Here is a 17634-nt window from a genome sequence, read left to right on the forward strand (position 1 = left end):
GCTCGGCATTTTCATTTTTTACTGAGCCCGCCACCATGCGAAATACCAGCCAACGCCGTGAATCCATCCTCCAAATGCTCGCCCAGCAGGGCTCGGTGCAAGTGACCGATTTGGTGGAAAAGCTCGGCGTGTCCGCGGTCACCATCCGCAGCGACCTCAATGCGCTGGAAGCGCAAGGCATGGCCACGCGCAGCCACGGCGGCGCGACGTTGACGCGCACGCCGCCGCCCGAGCACACGATACGCCAGAAGGACGCCATCAACCACGAGCAGAAGGAGCGCATCGGCGCCTATGCGGCGCGGCTGGTGCAACCGGGCGACAACATCATCATCGACTCGGGCACCACCACCATCTCGCTGGCGCGCCACCTGCGCGACGCCACCGGCGTGACGGTGGCCACGAACGGCCTGAATATCGCGTGGGAACTGGCCGATGCACCGGGCGTGGACCTGATCCTGACGGGCGGCCTGCTGCGCAAGCAGTCGCTGTCGATCCAGGGCAGCCAGGCCGAGACCTGCCTGCAAGCCTACAGCTTCGACAAGCTGTTCCTCGGCGTGGACGGCTTCGACCTGCAGTTCGGCGTCACCACCCACCACGAGGCGGAAGCCAGCCTGAACCACAAGATGGTGGAACGGGCAAAGAAAATCATCGTCCTCACGGACGCCTCCAAGTTCGGCCGCGTCAGCCTGCACCGCATCGTGCAGCTGGACCGCGTCGATACCGTCATCACCGATGCCAGCATCAGCCAGGAGTACCGCGAAGGGCTGCAAAAGCTGGGCATCGAACTTTTCATAGCGGAATAACACATGCTGAGCGGCAGAATCCTTACCCCATCTGGCTGGATCACGGGCACCATCACTTTTGACCAGCGTATCGTCCAGATACAGGAAGACCCTGCCGCCGACAGCGCGCTGACCATCCTGCCCGGCTTCATCGACCTGCACGTGCATGGCGCGGCCGGCGTCGACATCATGGAAGGCGGCGACGCCGGCGCCACCGTGGCGCAAGTGCATGCGCGCCATGGCACCACGGCCCTGCTGGGCACCACGCTGACGGCAAAGGAGCCGTCGATCCTGCGCGCCCTGCAAGGCTTGGCCGGCGTCATCGCGCAGCGCCCGGCCAACGGCGCGCGCATGCTGGGCGTGCACCTGGAAGGCCCGTTCCTGAATTTGCACCGCCTCGGCGCGCAGCCGCCCGACGTGGTGCAGGCCAGCCTGGCGCTGGTGCAGCGCTTTCACGCCATCGCCCCCATCAAGGTGCTGACCATGGCGCCGGAAATCCCCGGCCACCTGGAGCTGATCCCGCAGCTGGCGGCGATGGGCATCCGCGTGCAGATCGGCCACAGCGCCGGCACCTATGACGAAGGCGTAGCTGCGCTGAAGGCCGGCGTCTCCGGCTTCACGCACCTGTACAACGGCATGACGGGCATGACCCATTACGATCCCGGCATGGTGGGCGCGGCGCTGGCGCATGCCGAATACGCGGAAATCATCCCCGACCTGCAGCACGTGGCCAAGGGCGCCCTGCGCGCGGCCCTGCGCGCCATCCCGCGCCTGTACGGCGTGACGGACGCCACCTCGGCCACCGGCATGCCGGACGGCGAATACGGCCTGGGCACGCAGCGCGTCTACAAATGCATGGGCTGCGTGCGCCTGGCCACGGGCTCGCTGGCCGGCAGCGTGCTGACCATGGACCAGGCCCTGCGCAATTTCGTCGACCTGGGCCTGGACCTGGCCGACGCCTCGAACCGCCTGTCGCTGTACCCGGCCGACTACCTGGGCGAATCCGAACGGGGCCGCCTGGCGCCCGGCGCCTGGGCCGATATCGTCGTCCTCGACGCCAGCCTGCAGCCAGTGTCCGTCTTCGTCGAAGGCACGGCCATCGATCTTTCCACCCGCTAGACCACTTCAACCCCACCTCCGGAGTTTCCATGCACGACACGTCACACAAGGCCCCCGTGTGGGCCATGCGCTACCTGCTATTTATTGCCGGCATGGGGGGATTGCTGTACGGCATAGACATCGGCATCATCGCCGGTGCCCTGCCCTACCTGGAATCGACGGCCTCGGTGGCGTGGAAACTGACGGCCCAGCAGCTGAGCTTTATCGTCGCCGCCGTGCTCCTGGGTTCCGTCCTGTCGTCGCTGTTCGCCGGCGCCCTGGCCGACCTGCTGGGTCGGCGCTGGGTCATGTTCTGGGCCGGCGCCCTGTTCAGCGCCAGCATCCCCCTGATCGCCCTGGCCGACGGCTACACACCGCTGCTGCTCGGTCGCTTGCTGCAAGGCATCAGCGGCGGCTTGATCGGCGTCGTCGTGCCCCTGTACCTGGCCGAATGCCTGCCCGCACAACAGCGGGGACGGGGCGCGGCCCTGTTCCAGCTGCTGCTGACCATCGGCCTGGTGGCGGCCGCCCTGATCGGACTGGTGCAAGCGCAGACGGTGGAAACGGCCACGCAGGCGGCGCAGGCGCTGCCAGAGGCGGGCCGCATCGCCGCCATCTTCACGGCCAAGGACCACGCCTGGCGCAGCATCTTCTGGGTCTGCCTGACGCCGGGCCTCGTGTTTACCGTCGGCGCCCTGCTGCTGGCCGAGTCGCCGCGCTGGCTGGCCCGCCGCGGCCGCGTGGAACAGGCGCGCCAGTCGCTGCTGCGCACGCGTTTGCCCCATGAAGCGGACGCGGAACTGCGCGAGATCCTCGATACCCCCGAAAATGCGGCCAGGGTGGACGGCAAGGGCAAGGCCAGGGATCCGCTGCTGAGCCGCCGCTACGTGCTGCCCTTCCTGCTGGCCTGTCTGATCCTGGCCTGCACGCAGGCGACGGGCATCAATTCCATCCTCGCCTATGTCGTCAACATCCTCAACCAGGCCGGCCTGTCCGGCGCCTCGGCCAACATGGCCGACGTCCTGCTGAAAGTGCTGAACGCCGTGATGACGGTGGTGGCCGTGCTGCTGGTGGACCGCAAGGGCCGCAAGTTCCTGCTGATGCTGGGCACGGGCGGCATCATCGTCTCGCTGCTGGCGGCGGGCCTGCTGTTCCGCGGCGCCGAAGCGGGCCTGGCCGACGTGCGTCCCGCCATCGCCGCGCAGATCCAGAACGATGGCCTGGCCCTGCACCTCGATGCGGCCACCCTGAGCGCGCTGGGCGCGGCCGCCGACGGCACGCCGCAGCAGCTGACCATCGCCTACGCCTACGGCCCGTTCACCAACGTGAAGAGCCTGCGCAGCGACGATCCCGTGCTGCGCCAGGTGACGATCGCCCGCGAGGATGCCGTGCAGGCCGACAGCGTCATCGGCGTGTTCTTCCGCAAGCTGCACCTGAATCCGTTCGCCGACCCGGCCGCCGGGCGCAAGGCGCCGCTGCGCATCGAGAAGGCCAGCCTCGGTCCCGTGCCCTCGTCCACGCACGGCTGGCTGGTGGCGATCGCCATCTGCGTGTTTGTCTCCAGCTTTGCCGTGGGACCGGGCGTGTGCGTGTGGCTGGCCCTGTCCGAGCTGATGCCGACGCGCATACGCTCGAACGGCATGAGCATCGCGCTGCTGGTGAACCAGTTCGTCTCGACGGTGATCGCCGCCATCTTCCTGCCGACGGTGGGCTTGCACGGCTATTCGACGCTGTTCTTCTTCGGCGCCGGCTGCACCGTCGTGTACTTCCTGGCCGCCGCGTTTTTGTTGCCGGAAACCAAGGGCAAGACCCTCGAGGAAATCGAAGCGCACTTCGCCAAATGAGTCATTAAGCAGGCAAGGCAGTCTCCTTTACGGCCCCGGTCCATCATCCCGGGGCTTTTTTTTGCCTGCTGAACAAGCTTGCAGGGCTGGCGTGCACGGCAAAGTACATATTTCCTTCTAGAATGCCTGCAGGCTGGGCTAGAATCTGGCTGCGTCGTGCTGCCCACGAGGCGGCAATGGCGCCATGACAAAAACACACAGGAGAGACAGTGAGCTTATTTAGAACCAAGAATTTGGATGATATGATCGCCCACAGCAAGAAGCCGGGGGGACTGGCGAAAGTGCTGGGCCCCTTCGACCTGGTGCTCATGGGCATAGGCGCCATCGTCGGCACCGGCATTTTCGTGCTCACCGGCACGGGCGCCCTGACGGCCGGCCCCGCCCTCTCGCTGTCCTTCGTCGTGGCGGCCGTCGCCTGCTGCTTCGCCGCCCTGTGCTATGCGGAATTCGCCTCCACCGTGCCGGTGGCCGGCTCCATCTATACCTACAGCTATGCCACCCTGGGCGAGCTGGCCGCCTGGATGATAGGCTGGGACCTGCTGCTCGAGTACGGCCTGGCCGCGGCCGCCGTCTCCGTCGGCTGGTCCGGCTACTTCCAGTCGCTGCTGTCGGGCTTTGGCATCGTGCTGCCCGTGGCCTTGACGGCCGCCCCGGGCGCCCTGCCTGGCGTGACCACCTTCATCAACCTGCCGGCCCTCGTCATCATGCTGGCCCTGACGGCCATGCTGGGCTGGGGCGTGCGCGAATCGGCGCGCCTGAACAACATCATGGTGGCCATCAAGGTGGGCGTGGTGCTGCTGTTCATCATCTTCGGCGCGCGCCACGTGCAGCCGGCCAACTGGCAGCCTTACATGCCGTTCGGCTACCACGGCATGCTGAGCGCCGCCGCCCTCGTGTTCTTCGCCTTCATCGGTTTCGACGCCGTCACCTCGGCCGCCGAGGAAGTCAAGAAACCGTCGCGCGATCTGCCGATCGGCATTATCGGCTCGCTGGCCGTGTGCGCCGTGCTGTACGTGGTGGTCTCGGCCATCATGACGGGCATCGTGCCGTACCAGAAATTCCTCGGCGTCGACCATCCCGTCTCGCTGGCCCTGCAATACGCGGGCGAAAACTGGATCGCCGGCTTCGTCGACCTGGGCGCCATCCTCGGCATGACCACCGTGATCCTCGTGATGGCCTTCGGCCAGACGCGCATCATCTTCGCCATGTCGCGCGACGGCTTGCTGCCCAAGCGCCTGTCGACCGTGCATCCGCGCTTCCACACGCCGTTCTTCGCCACCTGGCTGGTGGGCATCGTGTTCGGCCTGATCGCCGCCGTGATCCCGCTCAACATCCTCGCCGAGCTGATCAACATCGGCACCCTGGCCGCCTTCACCATGGTTTCCGTTGCCGTCGTGGTGCTGCGCAAGCGCCGTCCCGACCTGCCGCGCGCCTTCCGCTGCCCTGGCGTGCCGTATGTGCCGGCGCTGGCCGTGATCCTGTGCGTGGGCCTGATGACCTTCCTCAGCTGGGTCACCTGGGTCGCCTTTTCCATCTGGCTCGTGCTGGGCCTGATCATCTACTTCGGCTACGCGCGCCGGCGTTCGCTGCTGCACCCGCCGCAGTAATCCATCACGCCGGCGACACGTTTCGCCGCCGGCGCCTTAAGATGGCGGTCTCGCAACCCATGCAGGCCGCCATCCATGCAACGCTCCCCCGACCTCATCGAACAGCTGGACCGCAGCACGGACCAGCTTCAGCGCACGCGCCTGCGCAATATGCAGCTGCTGGCCGCCGGCTTGCTGCTGCTGGCGGCGCTGGTGTTTGCCGTCGCCCGCGCGCAGCGCGGCGGCCACCCGGCCTGGGGCTATGTGGAAGCGTTTGCCGAGGCCGCGATGGTGGGCGCGATTGCCGACTGGTTCGCCGTCGTCGCCCTGTTCCGCCACCCGCTGGGCATCCCGCTGTGGCACACGGCCATCATCCCGAACAGCAAGATGGAAATCGGGCGCAGCCTGGGCGCCTTCGTGGAAAACCATTTCATCACCGAGCAAGGCATCGCGGAGCGCATCGCGCAAGCCGATCCGGCCGGACGGCTGGGCGCCTGGCTGGACGACCCGCAGCATGCGCGCCAGCTGGGCATGGCCAGCGCCGGCGTCGCCAAGCATCTGCTGGCGCTGGCCGACCATGAAAAACTGGGCCGGCTGCTGCGCGCACAGGCCAGCGCCTACCTGGGCCAGTTGAACGTGTCGGACGTCGCGGCCGACTGCATCGATGCGCTGGTCGCCGACGGCAAGCCGCAGGAACTGGTGGATTTCCTGCTCGACCGCAGCGCCGCCTACCTGGCCGACGAGCGCCACCACGCCACCATCGGCGACTTCGCGCTGGGCGCCTTCCAGATCGAGAACGCGCTCGTAAAAAAGGCCTTGAAGGCGTATGAACCGCGCATGATCGCCTCGCTGCAAAAGTTTGCCCTCGCCGTGCGCCTCGACCCCGGCCACCCGCTGCGCCAGCGCATCGCCGGCTGGATCGCCGACAGCGCGCTGCACCTGAAGGCCGATCCGCACTGGCAGGAAACCGTGCGCCGCTACCAGCAGCAGCTGGTCGCCAGCGACACCGTGCAAGCCATGCTGGGCGAGCTGTGGGACACCATCCACGCGCGCCTGCTGGCCGACCTGCACGCCGACCGGCCCGTGCTGGCGGAGGCCATCGCCGGCCTGGCGCGGAACACGGGCAAGGTGCTGGGAAAGGACGCGGCCGCGCGCGCCTGGCTGAACGACGCCATCGTCGCCGGCAGCGGCACGCTGGTGCGCCGCTACCGGGGCGAAGTGGGCGCCTTCATCGAAAACCGCCTGGCCCTGTGGAGCAAGGAAGAAATGAGCAGCCGCATCGAGCTGGCCATCGGCCGCGACCTGCAATTCATCCGCATCAACGGCACCGTCGTCGGCGGCCTGGCCGGCCTGCTCATTTACGCCGCCAGCCAGGCGTTCTAGCGGCCCCTCACCACTGCGGGCCGCGCGCCGGCATGCCCGCATGCGAGGGAAAATGCGGCAGCACCTCCTCGGCCAGCTCCTGCAGCACTTGCGCCGCCGGCCGCTGCCCGTGCTGGATGCCCAGTGCCGCGTGGTTGACGCCCGCTTCGCGCCACTCGCCCAGCAGGTCGATCAAGCCCTTGCGCCCCGTGCGCAGCACATAGCCGCTGCGCACGGGCGTGCGCGGGTAATCGGCGTCGTCCACCAGGTCCAGCCACTCGTTGCACATGTGCGGGCGGAAGCCGCCATCGGGGATGCAGGCGCGCCAGGCGCGGATCTTGTCCGCCAGGCGGCGCGGTCCGTCCGGCGTATGCGTCGCTTCCGGATACGTCAGCCAGCCATCCGCGTGGCGTCCTATCCATGCCAAAGGCTGGCCCGAGGAACTGGTGACGACCAGGGGAATGGCGCCGGCGGCCGGTTTCGGCAGCAGTTCGAGGCCATCGAGGCTGCCCAGCGGGCCGCTGATCTGTGCCGGGCCGGGGCGCAGCAGCTGGCGGAACATGTGCACCGCCTGCGCATAGCGTTCGCCGCGCGTCGCGTGCGGCACGCCATACGCGGGAAATTCGCTGGCGCGGTCGCCCGCGGCCGTGCCCAGCACCAGGCGTCCGCCCGACAGCTGGTCGATGCTGGCGGCAGCCTTGGCCAGGTCGACGGGATGGCGCAGCGTGAAGATGGCGCTGCCCGTGGCCAGGGCCAGCGTCTGCGTGCGCGCCGCCAGGTACGCCAGGTAGGTCCACGGGTCGAACAGCTGGCCCGCATCGCCGAAGCGGCGGTCGTACAGGGGAATGTCGCGCACCCAGGCGGCGGCAAAGCCTTGCCGGTCCATGGCGGCGACAAGGTCGGCCTGGCCGGCCAGCGCCCGCATGTCGCCCTGGTAAAAGCGCAGCGGCAGGAAGATGCCGAGCGTGAGCGCGCCGGGCGCGAACATGCGGCGGTAGCCGGCATGACGGACAAACGCGTGCGAGGACGCGCCGGAGGTGTCAATGATCATGGGGTTCCTTGTCGTGGATCAGGCGCCCGTGGCGGGCGCGGGAATGGAGATGCCCAGCCGGACGGCCGGGCGGGCCGCCACGCGGGCGTACCAGGCACGCACGTGCGGCCAGGCGGAAAAGTCGAAGCCGACCAGCCGCGCGATGTGCAGCCAGCCAAAGCTGGCGATATCGGCCATCGAATACTCGTCGCCGGCCAGGTAGGCGCAGGCGGCCAGGCGGCCTTCCATGGTGGCGAAGGCCGCATCGCACAGCTGGCGGAAATGCGCCGCCGCGGCGGCATTCGCGCCCGCTTCGGCAATCTCGAAATGCACGCGCTGGCCCAGCAGCGGCCCCATGCTGGCCGCGTGGAAGACCAGCCAGGTGATGGCGGCCCAGCGCTGCGCGGGTTGCGCCGGCAGCAGCCGCCCCGTCTTCTCGGCCAGGTACAGCAGGATGGCGGCCGATTCGAACACGGTGATGCCCGCCTCGTGATCGACCAGCACGGGTATGCGGCCGTGCGGATTGAGGGCCAGGAAAGCGGCTTGGCGGTGCTCGCCCTGCTCGATGCGCACGTGGCGCAGCCGGTACGGCAAGCCCAGTTCGGCCAGCGCGATGGTGGCCTTGAAACCGTTGGGCGAACTGTCGGTGTACAGCTCGATCATGGCGTCGCCTCCCGGCGCACGGCCTTACCGGGCAGAATGGCCACGGCGCAGGCCAGGCCCGCCGCCACCAGGCAGGCGGAAACGAGGATGGCGCTGCTGTAGCCTTGCGCGGCCGTGCCGCCGCCGGCCAGCACGGCGATGCTGACGGCCACGCCCACGGCCAGTCCCACGGCGGAACCGACTTCCTGCGTGGTGGTCAGCATGCCGCCCGCCAGGCCATGGTCCGCTTCCGGCACGCCATCGATGCCGGCCACGGTCCAGGCGGGAAAGGCCAGGCCGTAGCCGATGCCGGCCAGCACGGTGCCGGGCAGGATGGACGCGCTCCAGGCGGACAGCGTGGCCAGCGCGCTGCCCAGCAGTGCCAGGCCGCCGATGAACAGCAGCATGCCGCCGACGATGACGGGCTTGGTGCCGCAGCGGGCGATCAGCGCCGGCCCGGCCCAGGCGCTGGCCAGCATGAAGGCGACGGCCATGGGCAGCAGTCCCAGCCCCGTGCGCGTGGCGGAAAACCCCAGCACTTCCTGCATGGCCAGGGCCACGACGACAAAGGTGGGGCCCAGCGCCGTATTGGCCAGCAGCGACACCACGTTCGCACCGCCCGTCGAGCGGCGCCAGAAGACGGCCAGCGGCATCAGCGGCGCGGCCACGCGGCTCTCGACCCAGACGAACAAGGCCAGCAGGGCCAGCGCCGCGGCGACCAGGCCGAACGTGAGCGGGTGCGCCAGGCCCACGTGTTCGCTGTTGGCGAAGGCAAACACCAGCATGGCCGCGCCCGAGGCCACCAGCAGCGCGCCCCACACGTCGAGCGGGCCGGACGTCGCGGCGGCATCGGGTTTGCCTGCCGGCAAGGCGGGCGACAGCGCCAGCACCAGCGCGCCGACCGGTACATTGATCCACAGCACCCAGCGCCAGCCCAGCAGGTCGGTGATGAAGCCGCCCAGGATCAGTCCCGCGACAAAGCCGCTGGCCGCCACGGCCGTCCAGGCGCCCAGCGCCCGGTTGCGCTGCGCAGGCTCGGGAAAGACGGCCAGCAGCAGCGAGAATGCGGCCGGCGAAAACATGGCGGCGCCCAGGCCCTGCAGCGCGCGCGTGGCCACCAGCATGGCCGGGCTGTGCGAAAAGCCGCCGAGCAGGGACGCCGCCGTAAACAGCAGCACGCCGGCGAGGAAGACGCGGCGGCGGCCGAACATGTCGGCCGCGCGCCCGCCCAGCAGCAGGAAGCCGGCGATGGCCACGCCATAGGCGTTGATGACCCACTGCAAACCGCCCGGGGTGAAGCCCAGGCTGCGCTGGATTTGCGGCAAGGGAATCATGGTGATGGAAAAATCGAGCAAGGCGACGAATTGCGTCGTGCACAGCAGGATCAGGCAAAGTTGCCGATGTGAAAGTAGCATAACCATCCTATTGATATAGTTTTACTCAACGTCAAAATGAGCGTCGCAGGCCCGTATAATGCGTTGCTGTCGAATAAAACTGAAACGATGCTTTTTGCCTCATGACTATAGAAAAACTATACCGATGAACCATCCTTTACCGCTCCAGGCACTGCGCGCCTTTGTCGAAGTGGGCCAGCGCGGCAGCATCAAGGCCGCCGCCGAGGCGCTGCATGTGACGTCGGGCGCCGTCAGCCAGCAGATCCGCTTGCTCGAAGAGCGGGTCGGCATGGCGCTGTTTACACGCGAGCGCCAGGGTTTGCGCCTGACGGAAGCGGGCGGCAAGGTTCACCCTGCCCTGCTGGCCGCGTTCGCACAGATCGCCAGCGCCAGCCAGGCGCTGGAAGACATTGCCGGGCGCCAGACGCTGACCGTCAGCACGGTGGCCACCTTTGCCGCCGCCTGGCTGGTGCCGCGCCTGGGCCGCTTCAACCAGCGCCACCCGCAGATCGAGGTGCGCGTGGAAGCCACGTCGGCCCTGGTCGACCTGCGCCGCGACCGCGTCGACGTGGCGCTGCGCCACGGCCTCGGCGACTATCCGGGCCTGCTGGTGACGCGGCTGATGGCGCCCGTGCTGGTGCCCGTCGCCAGCCCGGCCCTGATGGCGGGCCAGCCCCCCATCGCCACGCCAGCCGATTGCCTACGCTACCCGCTGCTGCACGACACGGACCGCGCCGACTGGCCCCTGTGGCTGGCCGCGCACGGCGCGCCCGATGAGGAGCGCGCGGCGCGCGGTTCCGCCTTCGAGGACGATTTCCTGTTGATACGCGCAGCCGAGGCGGGCCAGGGCCTGGCCCTCGTGCCGCAGCTGTATGCGCAGGAGGAAATCGCCGCCGGGCGCCTGGTGCAGGTGCTGGACCTGCCGTGGCCCGCGCGCTTCGCCTATTACCTGGTGGCGCGTCCCGATGCGGCCGCGCGCCCCGCCGTGCAGGCGTTCATGGCGTGGATCATCGAAGAGGCACGGGCGGCGGGCGTATCCGGCCAAACTTGATGTAGATCATAATTTTTTGAACAAGCTCTTGCTATCCTGTAAAAAAATGACGGGAGTCCTGGATGAGCAAGAGGCAGCAGGCAGCAACGGCACATGAACGCGCAGGCAGCGCCTGGCAAGGCGCGCCCGTGCCCGATTACCCGGAAAGCGCGCCGGAAGGCGCCACCCTGGACCTGCTGCTGAATGCCTGGCTGGGCAAGTTCACGGGCGGCATCTCGCCCGTCGCCCTGGGCAATGCCTATGCGGACTGGCTCGGCCACCTGGCGCTGGCGCCATCGAAACAGCAAACCCTGCTGCTGGAAGCGTGGAAGAAGATCGGCCGCTGGCAGCAGTACGCCATGCAGTCGGCGCAGTCCGGCGCCGCGCTCGGGCAGCCGTGCATCGCCCCGCTGCCGCAGGACCGCCGCTTCGACGACCCGGCCTGGCAGCGCTGGCCCTACAACCTGGTCTACCAAGGCTTTCTGCTGCAGCAGCAGTGGTGGCACCGCGCCACGACGGGCGTGCGCGGCGTCTCGCCGCACCACGAGGATGTCGTCACGTTTACCGTGCGCCAGTGGCTCGACATGCTGGCGCCGTCGAACTTCCCGCTGACCAATCCCGTGGTGCGGCAGGCCACGCTGGAAAGCGGCGGCGCCAACCTGGCGCGCGGCATGGCCCGCGCGGCCGACGACTGGCAGCACGCGGCCATGGGGCCATATGCGCCCGATGCGCGCCGCTACAACGTGGGCGGGAACGTGGCCGTCACGCCGGGCAAGGTCGTGTACCGCAACGACTTGATCGAACTGATCCAGTACGCGCCGACGACGGCCAAGGTGCACGCGACGCCCGTGCTGTTCGTGCCCGCCTGGATCATGAAGTTCTATATTCTCGACCTGTCGCCGCACAATTCGCTGGTGCGCTACCTGGTGGGCCAGGGCCACACGGTGTTCATGATTTCGTGGAAAAACCCGGGCGAGGAAGACCGCGAGCTGTCGCTGGAAGACTACCGCCAGCTGGGCGTGATGGCCGCGCTCGACGCGGTGGCGGCCATCGCGCAGGCGCCGCAGGTGCACGCCGTCGGCTATTGCCTGGGCGGCACCCTGCTGGCGATCGCCGCCGCCAGCATGGCGCGCGACGGCGACACGCGCCTGGCCAGCCTGACGATGCTGGCGTCGCAGGTGGACTTCAAGGAACCGGGCGAGCTGTCGCTGTTCATCGACGAGAGCCAGGTCAGCTTCCTGGAAGCGGCCATGTGGAAGCAGGGCTATCTCGATACGCGGCAGATGGCGGGCGCCTTCCAGCTGCTGCGTTCGAATGACCTGATCTGGTCGCGCCGGCTGAACCACTATCTGCTGGGTCTCGATGAGCAGGACAGCGACCTGATGGCGTGGAACGCGGACGCCACGCGCATGCCTTGCCGCATGCACTCGGAATACCTGCGCCGCCTGTTCCTGCACAACGACCTGGCCGAAGGCCGCTACCGCACGGCGGGCCGCCACATCGCCCTGCCCGACATCGACGCGCCCATCTTCGCCGTGGGCACCTTGACGGACCACGTGGCGCCGTGGCGCTCCGTCTACAAGCTGCAGCTGCTCACCGACACGGACGTCACCTTTCTGCTGACCTCGGGCGGCCACAATGCGGGCGTCGTCTCGCCACCGGGCCAGGCGCGCCGCAGCTACCAGCTGGCCACGCACCGCCACGACGATGCGTATATCGACGCGGACAGCTGGCAGCGGGACGTGCCGCACCAGCAGGGTTCCTGGTGGCCTGCCTGGCAGGCCTGGCTGGCGGAACGCTCGGGCGGGCGGGCGGCGCCGCCGGCGATGGGCGGCGCGCTGGGCGACGCGCCGGGCAGTTATGTGCTGCAGCCTTGAGCCGAGTCCTCCCTTCCCCCTTTCCCCACTTTCCAGGACGATGCCATGCCCTACACCACCCTGCTGGTCCACGTAGACAATTCTAGCCACTGCCCGCGGCGCGTCCGCCTGGCCGTGCGCCTGGCCATCGCCGAAGGGGCGCACCTGATCGGCTCGGCCATGAGCGGCATCTCGCGCTACGCGTATGGCGGCGGCGTCAACGCCTTGCAGTTCGCGCCGGCGCAAATGCAGGCGCTGCGCGGCCAGGCCAGCGACGCCTTGCACGATTTCGAGCGCATCGCCCGCGAAGAAGGCTTGTCGGCGTATGAAACGCGCTTCGTCGACGACGACGCGCAAGGCGCCCTGCTGCTGCAGGCGCGCTATTGCGACTTGCTGATCCTGGGCCAGACGGACGCGCAGGACACGCCCTCGCGCGTGATCGCCGGCACGGCCGAGTATCTGATGCTGCATTGCGGCCGCCCCGTGCTGATGGTGCCGCACGCGCCCTCGCCCACGGCGACCGCCGCCATCGGCCAGCGCCCGCTGCTGGCCTGGAACGGCAGCGCCGAAGCGCTGCGCGCCATCACCGATGCGCTGCCGCTGCTGCGGCGCGCGCAGCAGGTGACCCTGGCCGTCGTCAATTCCCACGCGCAGCCGGCCGCGCATGGCGAACAGCCGGGCGCCGACCTGGCCCTGTACCTGGCGCGCCACGGCGTCAATGTCGACGTGCTGCAGCACGACACGCCGCCTGGCCAGGACGTGGGCGCGGCCCTGCTGGCCATGGCCGCGCAACGCCGGTGCGACCTGCTGGTGATGGGCTGCTATGGCCACATGCGCCTGCGCGAAACGTTGCTGGGCGGCGTCACGCGCACGGTGCTGCAGGAGATGACCTTGCCGGTGCTGGTGTCGCACTAGGAGGCGGTGCCGGCCGGCGCCGTCTTCAGCCTTCCTTCACCCCATCCTCAGCGGCGCTTCATGCGCGGCGCCGATACTGGCCATGCCCTCATCCCTACAGGAGTACCGCATGACCGGAACCGACGACGCCATCCCCCATCTCCACGCCCGCCGGCGCCTGCTGTTCGGCATGGGCGCGCTGGCCGGCCTGGCCGCCTGCGGTGGTGGTGGCACGCTGCCATTCGCCGCCGCGGTGAGCGACCGGCGCATCGCCGTCGCCCCCGGCGTCAGCCTGCACGTGCGCGACTGGCGCGGCGCTCCTGGCAGCGAGGACGATGTGATCGTGCTGCTGTCCGGCCTGGGCGGCAATGCGCATGCATTCGACAGCCTGGCGCCCGCGCTGGCGCGCCGCCACCGCGTGCTGGCCGTCACGCGCCGCGGCGATGGCTCTTCCAGCAAGCCGCTGCCCGTGGACGGCGCCAGCTACGCGCCCGCCATCCTGGTGGCCGACCTGCTGGCCGTGCTCGACGCCTTGCAGGTCCGGCGCATCATCCTGGCCGGCCATTCCATCGCCGGCAACGAGGTGACCTTGTTCGCCGGCCGCCATCCGGGCCGCGTGCGCGGCGTCGTCTACCTCGACACCACGTTCGACTACAGCAATCCCCTGCCCTGGCGCGGCGAGCCGGAACCCGACGAGGATGAGCTGAACCCGCCCGAGCCGGCGCCGGCCGACATGGCGTCGATGGACGCCTCGATCGCCTATGCGCAGCGCATCCACAAGCAGTGGTGGCCGGCCCTCGATGCCTACTGGCGCGATACGCTGCAGGTGCAGGCCGACGGCTCGGTGCGCCCCGCTACGCCGGCGGCCGTCGCCACGGCCATGGCCACGGGCGCGTACGCCCATGTCCCCGACTACCGGGCCGTGCGCGCACCGGCGCTGGTGATCGCCGCCCAGCCGGGCAGCCTGCGCGACGTCACGCCCTGGCTCACGGCGCAGAGCGAACCGCGCCTGCTGGCGGCGGCGCGCACCTTCCTGCGCATCTACCCGCAGGCGCACCAGGCCGACTTTGCGCGCACCGTGGCGGCGCTGCCGGGCAGCACGCTGCTGGTGCTCGACAACGCCGCCCACGCCGACTTCTTCATCGAGTATGAGACGGCCGTGGTCCATGCCATCGAAGCCATGCGCTGGGAGAAGTAAAACGCCGGCGGCCATGTGCGCCGGGAAGGTCTACAATGGATGAGCACCTGCCGCCGTGTCGTTCCTTCCAGGCAACTGCACGGCATACGTCCTTCCCTACACCACAAGGAGTACCCGTATGAGCAAGCAAGCCACCATCGTCCTCGTCCATGGTTTCTGGGGCGGCGCCGCCCACTGGAGCCGCGTCATCCTGGAATTGCGCCGCCAGGGCCACACGGCCATCCGCGCCGTCGAACTGCCCCTCACCTCGCTGGCCGACGACGCCGAACGCACGCGCAAGATGGTGGCGCAGGTGCAGGGACCGGTATTGCTGGTGGGCCACTCCTACGGCGGCGCCGTCATCAGCGTGGCCGGCAACGCGCCGAACGTCGTCGGCCTCGTGTACATCGCCGCCTTCGCCCCTGACGCGGGCGAAAGCCCGGGCAGCATCACCCAGGAACACCCGCCTCTCGGCGCGGCCAACCTGGAAGGCGACAGCGACGGCTACCTGTGGGTGAAGGCCGAGCAATACCACGACAGCTTTTGCCAGGACCTCGATGCGGAAGAAGGCGCCGTGCTGGGCGTGGTGCAAAAGGCGCCGCTGGCCAGCACCTTCGGCGACACCGTCAGCGACCCGGCGTGGAAACACAAACCCAGCTGGTACCAGATTTCCAGCGCCGACCGCATGATTGCCCCCGTCAACCAGGAGCGCATGGCGGCGCGCCTGAACGCGAGAAAAGTCATCACCCTGAACGCCAGCCACGCTTCGCTGGCCTCGCGCCCCGCCGAGGTGACGGCACTGATCCTGGAAGCCGCGGGCGCCGTGGCGCCGGCATAGGCGGCACAGGCGGCACGGGCAAAAAAAAGGCTCCTGGAAACCAGGAGCCTTGTGGCGTCGGACAGACGATGTGATCCGCACCGGCGGCTCTGGGGTGCAGCGCCGGCCGGACCGCTATCCACGCCAAGGAGGTTCAGCCACTTGCCATCAACCACCTTCACTAAGACCATTTCATCGTAGCAGCTAATTCGGCGGGAAAACTCTCCAATATTTGCATGCCGCCCGCCGCCGTTACAGCCAGCCGTCGCGCTTCAGGCGGCGGTGCAGCAGGTAGCAGCCGACGAAAATGCCGACGATCACGGCCGGGTAGCTGCCGCGCCATTTCAGCTCGGGCATGAATTCGAAATTCATGCCGTACAGACTGAAGACCATGGTGGGCACGGCCAGGATGGCGCCCCAGCCGGCCAGGCGCTTGACGACCTCGTTCTGGCGGATCGAGATTTGCCCCAAAGCCACTTGCATGGCGGAATTGACCATCTCGCGCATCTGGCCCGCCGTGTGCGTGACGCGCTTCACGTGGTCGAGGATGTCGCGGTAATAGATGCGGTTTTCCTTGGGCACGATGTCGCCATGGAAACGGATCAGCTGGGTGCAGATTTCATGCAGGGGGTTGACGGCCGCGTCGAGTTTCAGCAGTTCCGTCTTGAGCTGGTAGAAATCCTGCAGCTTGTCTTCGCTCAGGCTGGGCTTGAACAGCTGGGTTTCATACTGCTGGAACCTGGCCTGCAGATGGTCGATGCAGGGCTGATACTGGTCGACGATGAAATCGATGATGGAATACAGCACATAGCCGGGACCGCTGGCCAGCTTGTCCGGCACGCTTTCCTTGCGTTCGCGCAACTTCGCATAGCCGGCCGAGGGGCCGTGGCGCACGGTGATGATGAAGCGGCAGCCGAGAAAGACGTGGGTTTCGCCGTAGACGATGGCGTCGCCATCCAGGCTGGCCGTGTGCAGCACCATGAACAGGGTGTCGCCGTACTCCTCCAGCTTGGGCCGCTCGTGCGCCCCTTCCGCATCCTCGACGGCCAGTTCGTGCAGGCCGAAAGCCGCCTGCAGCGCCTGCATGGCCGTGGCATCGGGGCCGGCCAGGCCGATCCAGACGAAGCAGTCTGGGTCGCCGAGAAAGTCGCTCACCTTGTCGATATCGAAATGCGCGATCTTCTTGCCGTCGCGATACGCTTCGCAATTGACGACGGCGGCGTGGGTACTGAGGTCCATGGTGGTTTTCGGGCTACGATGTCGGGCCGCCAGTATAGCGGAATGGCCTTTGTCACTCTGTTAAGTTGACCGCTCCGCCCGCCACAGCGCTTAAAACAGGCCGAACAGCGATTTTTTCGGCGCCGCGCAGCTGGCGGTGACGGGCGCGGCGATTTCCTGTTTCGCCGCCGGGTCCGTCACGTCGAGCAACACCTGCCTGCACTTGTTGTCACCGAGGAAACGGAACTCCACCTGGTATTTCTTGCCCGCTTCCGGCGTCAGCTGCAAGGTCAAGGGCCCGCAGGAACCGGCGCGCAAGCCATGTTCGGCCGGCCAGTCGGCGTAGGCCTGCACCCACACCGGCTCGCCCGCCGTCAGCGTCTTCTCCACTTCCGGCAGCACGCCCGTCATGCGCCGCGAGCGCTCGACCATCTTCGAAATAAATGGCAGCAATTTCTCGCGCAAGGTCGTGGCGTCGTACACCTTGCCCGCCGGCGTAAAATCCTTGCACCCTTCCGCGCTGCCGCTGGTGCCGTACTCCACCACCATCTGCTCGCCCGACGATACCAGGCTCAGCTTCGCGACGACCGGCGCGGCGGCCGCTTCGGCCACGGCAGGCGCCGCCGCCGGGGTTTCCACCGCCGGCGCCGCCACGACCTCGTCACCCGCCTGGCTTGCCCCGGCACTCGCGCCGGCCACAGCCAGCAAGACACTTAATACACCACGCACACTATTTTTACGCACAAGAAATCCAGATCCAAAGTAAGTTTCATCGAAATATTAGTTGATTCAACGCAATTAATATTGCCATAAAAGATAATATATTAAATATTTCCATATGGCAACTCCATGCCATCGAGCCATGCTGCCGCCCATGGCGCCTCCATTGACATTCAGGCACGTC

15 protein-coding genes are annotated in these 17634 nt (G+C 67.9%); 10 read left to right on the forward strand and 5 right to left on the reverse strand.

What is annotated here, in order from left to right; genetic code table 11:
- Window positions 1-35 precede the first annotated feature (35 nt).
- The 5 genes from O0880_RS13690 to O0880_RS13710 all read left to right on the forward strand — a co-directional run bounded on the left by O0880_RS13690 (window position 36) and on the right by O0880_RS13710 (window position 6693).
- Window positions 36-803, forward strand: coding sequence for a DeoR family transcriptional regulator (locus O0880_RS13690; RefSeq protein ID WP_071323842.1), 768 nt, complete (start codon window positions 36-38; stop codon window positions 801-803).
- Between the two features lie 3 nt (window positions 804-806).
- Window positions 807-1901, forward strand: a complete 1095-nt coding sequence (locus O0880_RS13695; protein ID WP_289886945.1) for an N-acetylglucosamine-6-phosphate deacetylase — start codon at window positions 807-809, stop codon at window positions 1899-1901.
- Between the two features lie 29 nt (window positions 1902-1930).
- Entirely contained in the window at window positions 1931-3724 is a 1794-nt protein-coding gene (locus O0880_RS13700) for an MFS transporter (protein ID WP_289886946.1), read from the forward strand.
- Between the two features lie 209 nt (window positions 3725-3933).
- Window positions 3934-5331: an amino acid permease gene (locus tag O0880_RS13705; RefSeq protein WP_289886947.1), complete on the forward strand. Its 1398-nt coding sequence runs from the start codon at window positions 3934-3936 to the stop codon at window positions 5329-5331.
- A 75-nt stretch (window positions 5332-5406) separates the two neighbouring features.
- Complete coding sequence (locus O0880_RS13710; RefSeq protein ID WP_289886948.1) at window positions 5407-6693, forward strand: DUF445 domain-containing protein; 1287 nt, start codon at window positions 5407-5409, stop codon at window positions 6691-6693.
- 7 nt (window positions 6694-6700) lie between these two features.
- On the opposite strand, the gene O0880_RS13715 is transcribed toward O0880_RS13710, so the two are convergent.
- The 3 genes from O0880_RS13715 to O0880_RS13725 are packed head-to-tail and all read right to left on the reverse strand — an operon-like array spanning window position 6701 to window position 9759.
- Entirely contained in the window at window positions 6701-7723 is a 1023-nt protein-coding gene (locus O0880_RS13715) for an LLM class oxidoreductase (RefSeq protein WP_289886949.1), read from the reverse strand.
- Window positions 7724-7741: 18 nt separating this feature from the next.
- Window positions 7742-8365 carry a glutathione S-transferase family protein gene (locus O0880_RS13720; RefSeq protein WP_289886950.1) on the reverse strand — a complete coding sequence of 208 codons (624 nt, stop codon included), beginning with the start codon at window positions 8363-8365 and terminating at the stop codon, window positions 7742-7744.
- Window positions 8362-9759 carry an MFS transporter gene (locus O0880_RS13725; RefSeq protein WP_289886951.1) on the reverse strand — a complete coding sequence of 466 codons (1398 nt, stop codon included), beginning with the start codon at window positions 9757-9759 and terminating at the stop codon, window positions 8362-8364. Before O0880_RS13725 ends, O0880_RS13720 begins: the two co-directional genes overlap by 4 nt.
- A gap of 124 nt (window positions 9760-9883) precedes the next feature.
- Between O0880_RS13725 and gcvA the strand changes: the two genes are divergently transcribed.
- The 5 genes from gcvA (at window position 9884) to O0880_RS13750 (ending at window position 15533) form a co-directional block, all read left to right on the forward strand.
- Window positions 9884-10789, forward strand: a complete 906-nt coding sequence (gene gcvA / locus O0880_RS13730; protein WP_289886952.1) for a transcriptional regulator GcvA — start codon at window positions 9884-9886, stop codon at window positions 10787-10789.
- Between the two features lie 62 nt (window positions 10790-10851).
- On the forward strand, window positions 10852-12645 hold the full coding sequence (locus O0880_RS13735) for an alpha/beta fold hydrolase (protein ID WP_289886953.1): 1794 nt from the start codon (window positions 10852-10854) through the stop codon (window positions 12643-12645).
- Window positions 12646-12690: 45 nt separating this feature from the next.
- Window positions 12691-13539, forward strand: a complete 849-nt coding sequence (locus O0880_RS13740) for a universal stress protein (protein ID WP_289886954.1) — start codon at window positions 12691-12693, stop codon at window positions 13537-13539.
- A 109-nt stretch (window positions 13540-13648) separates the two neighbouring features.
- Entirely contained in the window at window positions 13649-14716 is a 1068-nt protein-coding gene (locus O0880_RS13745; RefSeq protein ID WP_289886955.1) for an alpha/beta hydrolase, read from the forward strand.
- Window positions 14717-14834: 118 nt separating this feature from the next.
- Window positions 14835-15533, forward strand: coding sequence for an alpha/beta hydrolase (locus tag O0880_RS13750; RefSeq protein ID WP_071323853.1), 699 nt, complete (start codon window positions 14835-14837; stop codon window positions 15531-15533).
- 231 nt (window positions 15534-15764) lie between these two features.
- Here the strand turns inward: O0880_RS13750 and O0880_RS13755 are convergent, their stop codons facing one another.
- Window positions 15765-16751 carry a magnesium and cobalt transport protein CorA gene (locus tag O0880_RS13755; RefSeq protein WP_289886956.1) on the reverse strand — a complete coding sequence of 329 codons (987 nt, stop codon included), beginning with the start codon at window positions 16749-16751 and terminating at the stop codon, window positions 15765-15767.
- Window positions 16752-16841: 90 nt separating this feature from the next.
- Window positions 16842-17474, reverse strand: coding sequence for a hypothetical protein (locus tag O0880_RS13760; RefSeq protein WP_289886957.1), 633 nt, complete (start codon window positions 17472-17474; stop codon window positions 16842-16844).
- Window positions 17475-17634: the final 160 nt, after the last annotated feature.

Source organism: Janthinobacterium sp. SUN118 (genome assembly GCF_030397695.1).
Lineage (GTDB): Bacteria > Pseudomonadota > Gammaproteobacteria > Burkholderiales > Burkholderiaceae_D > Janthinobacterium.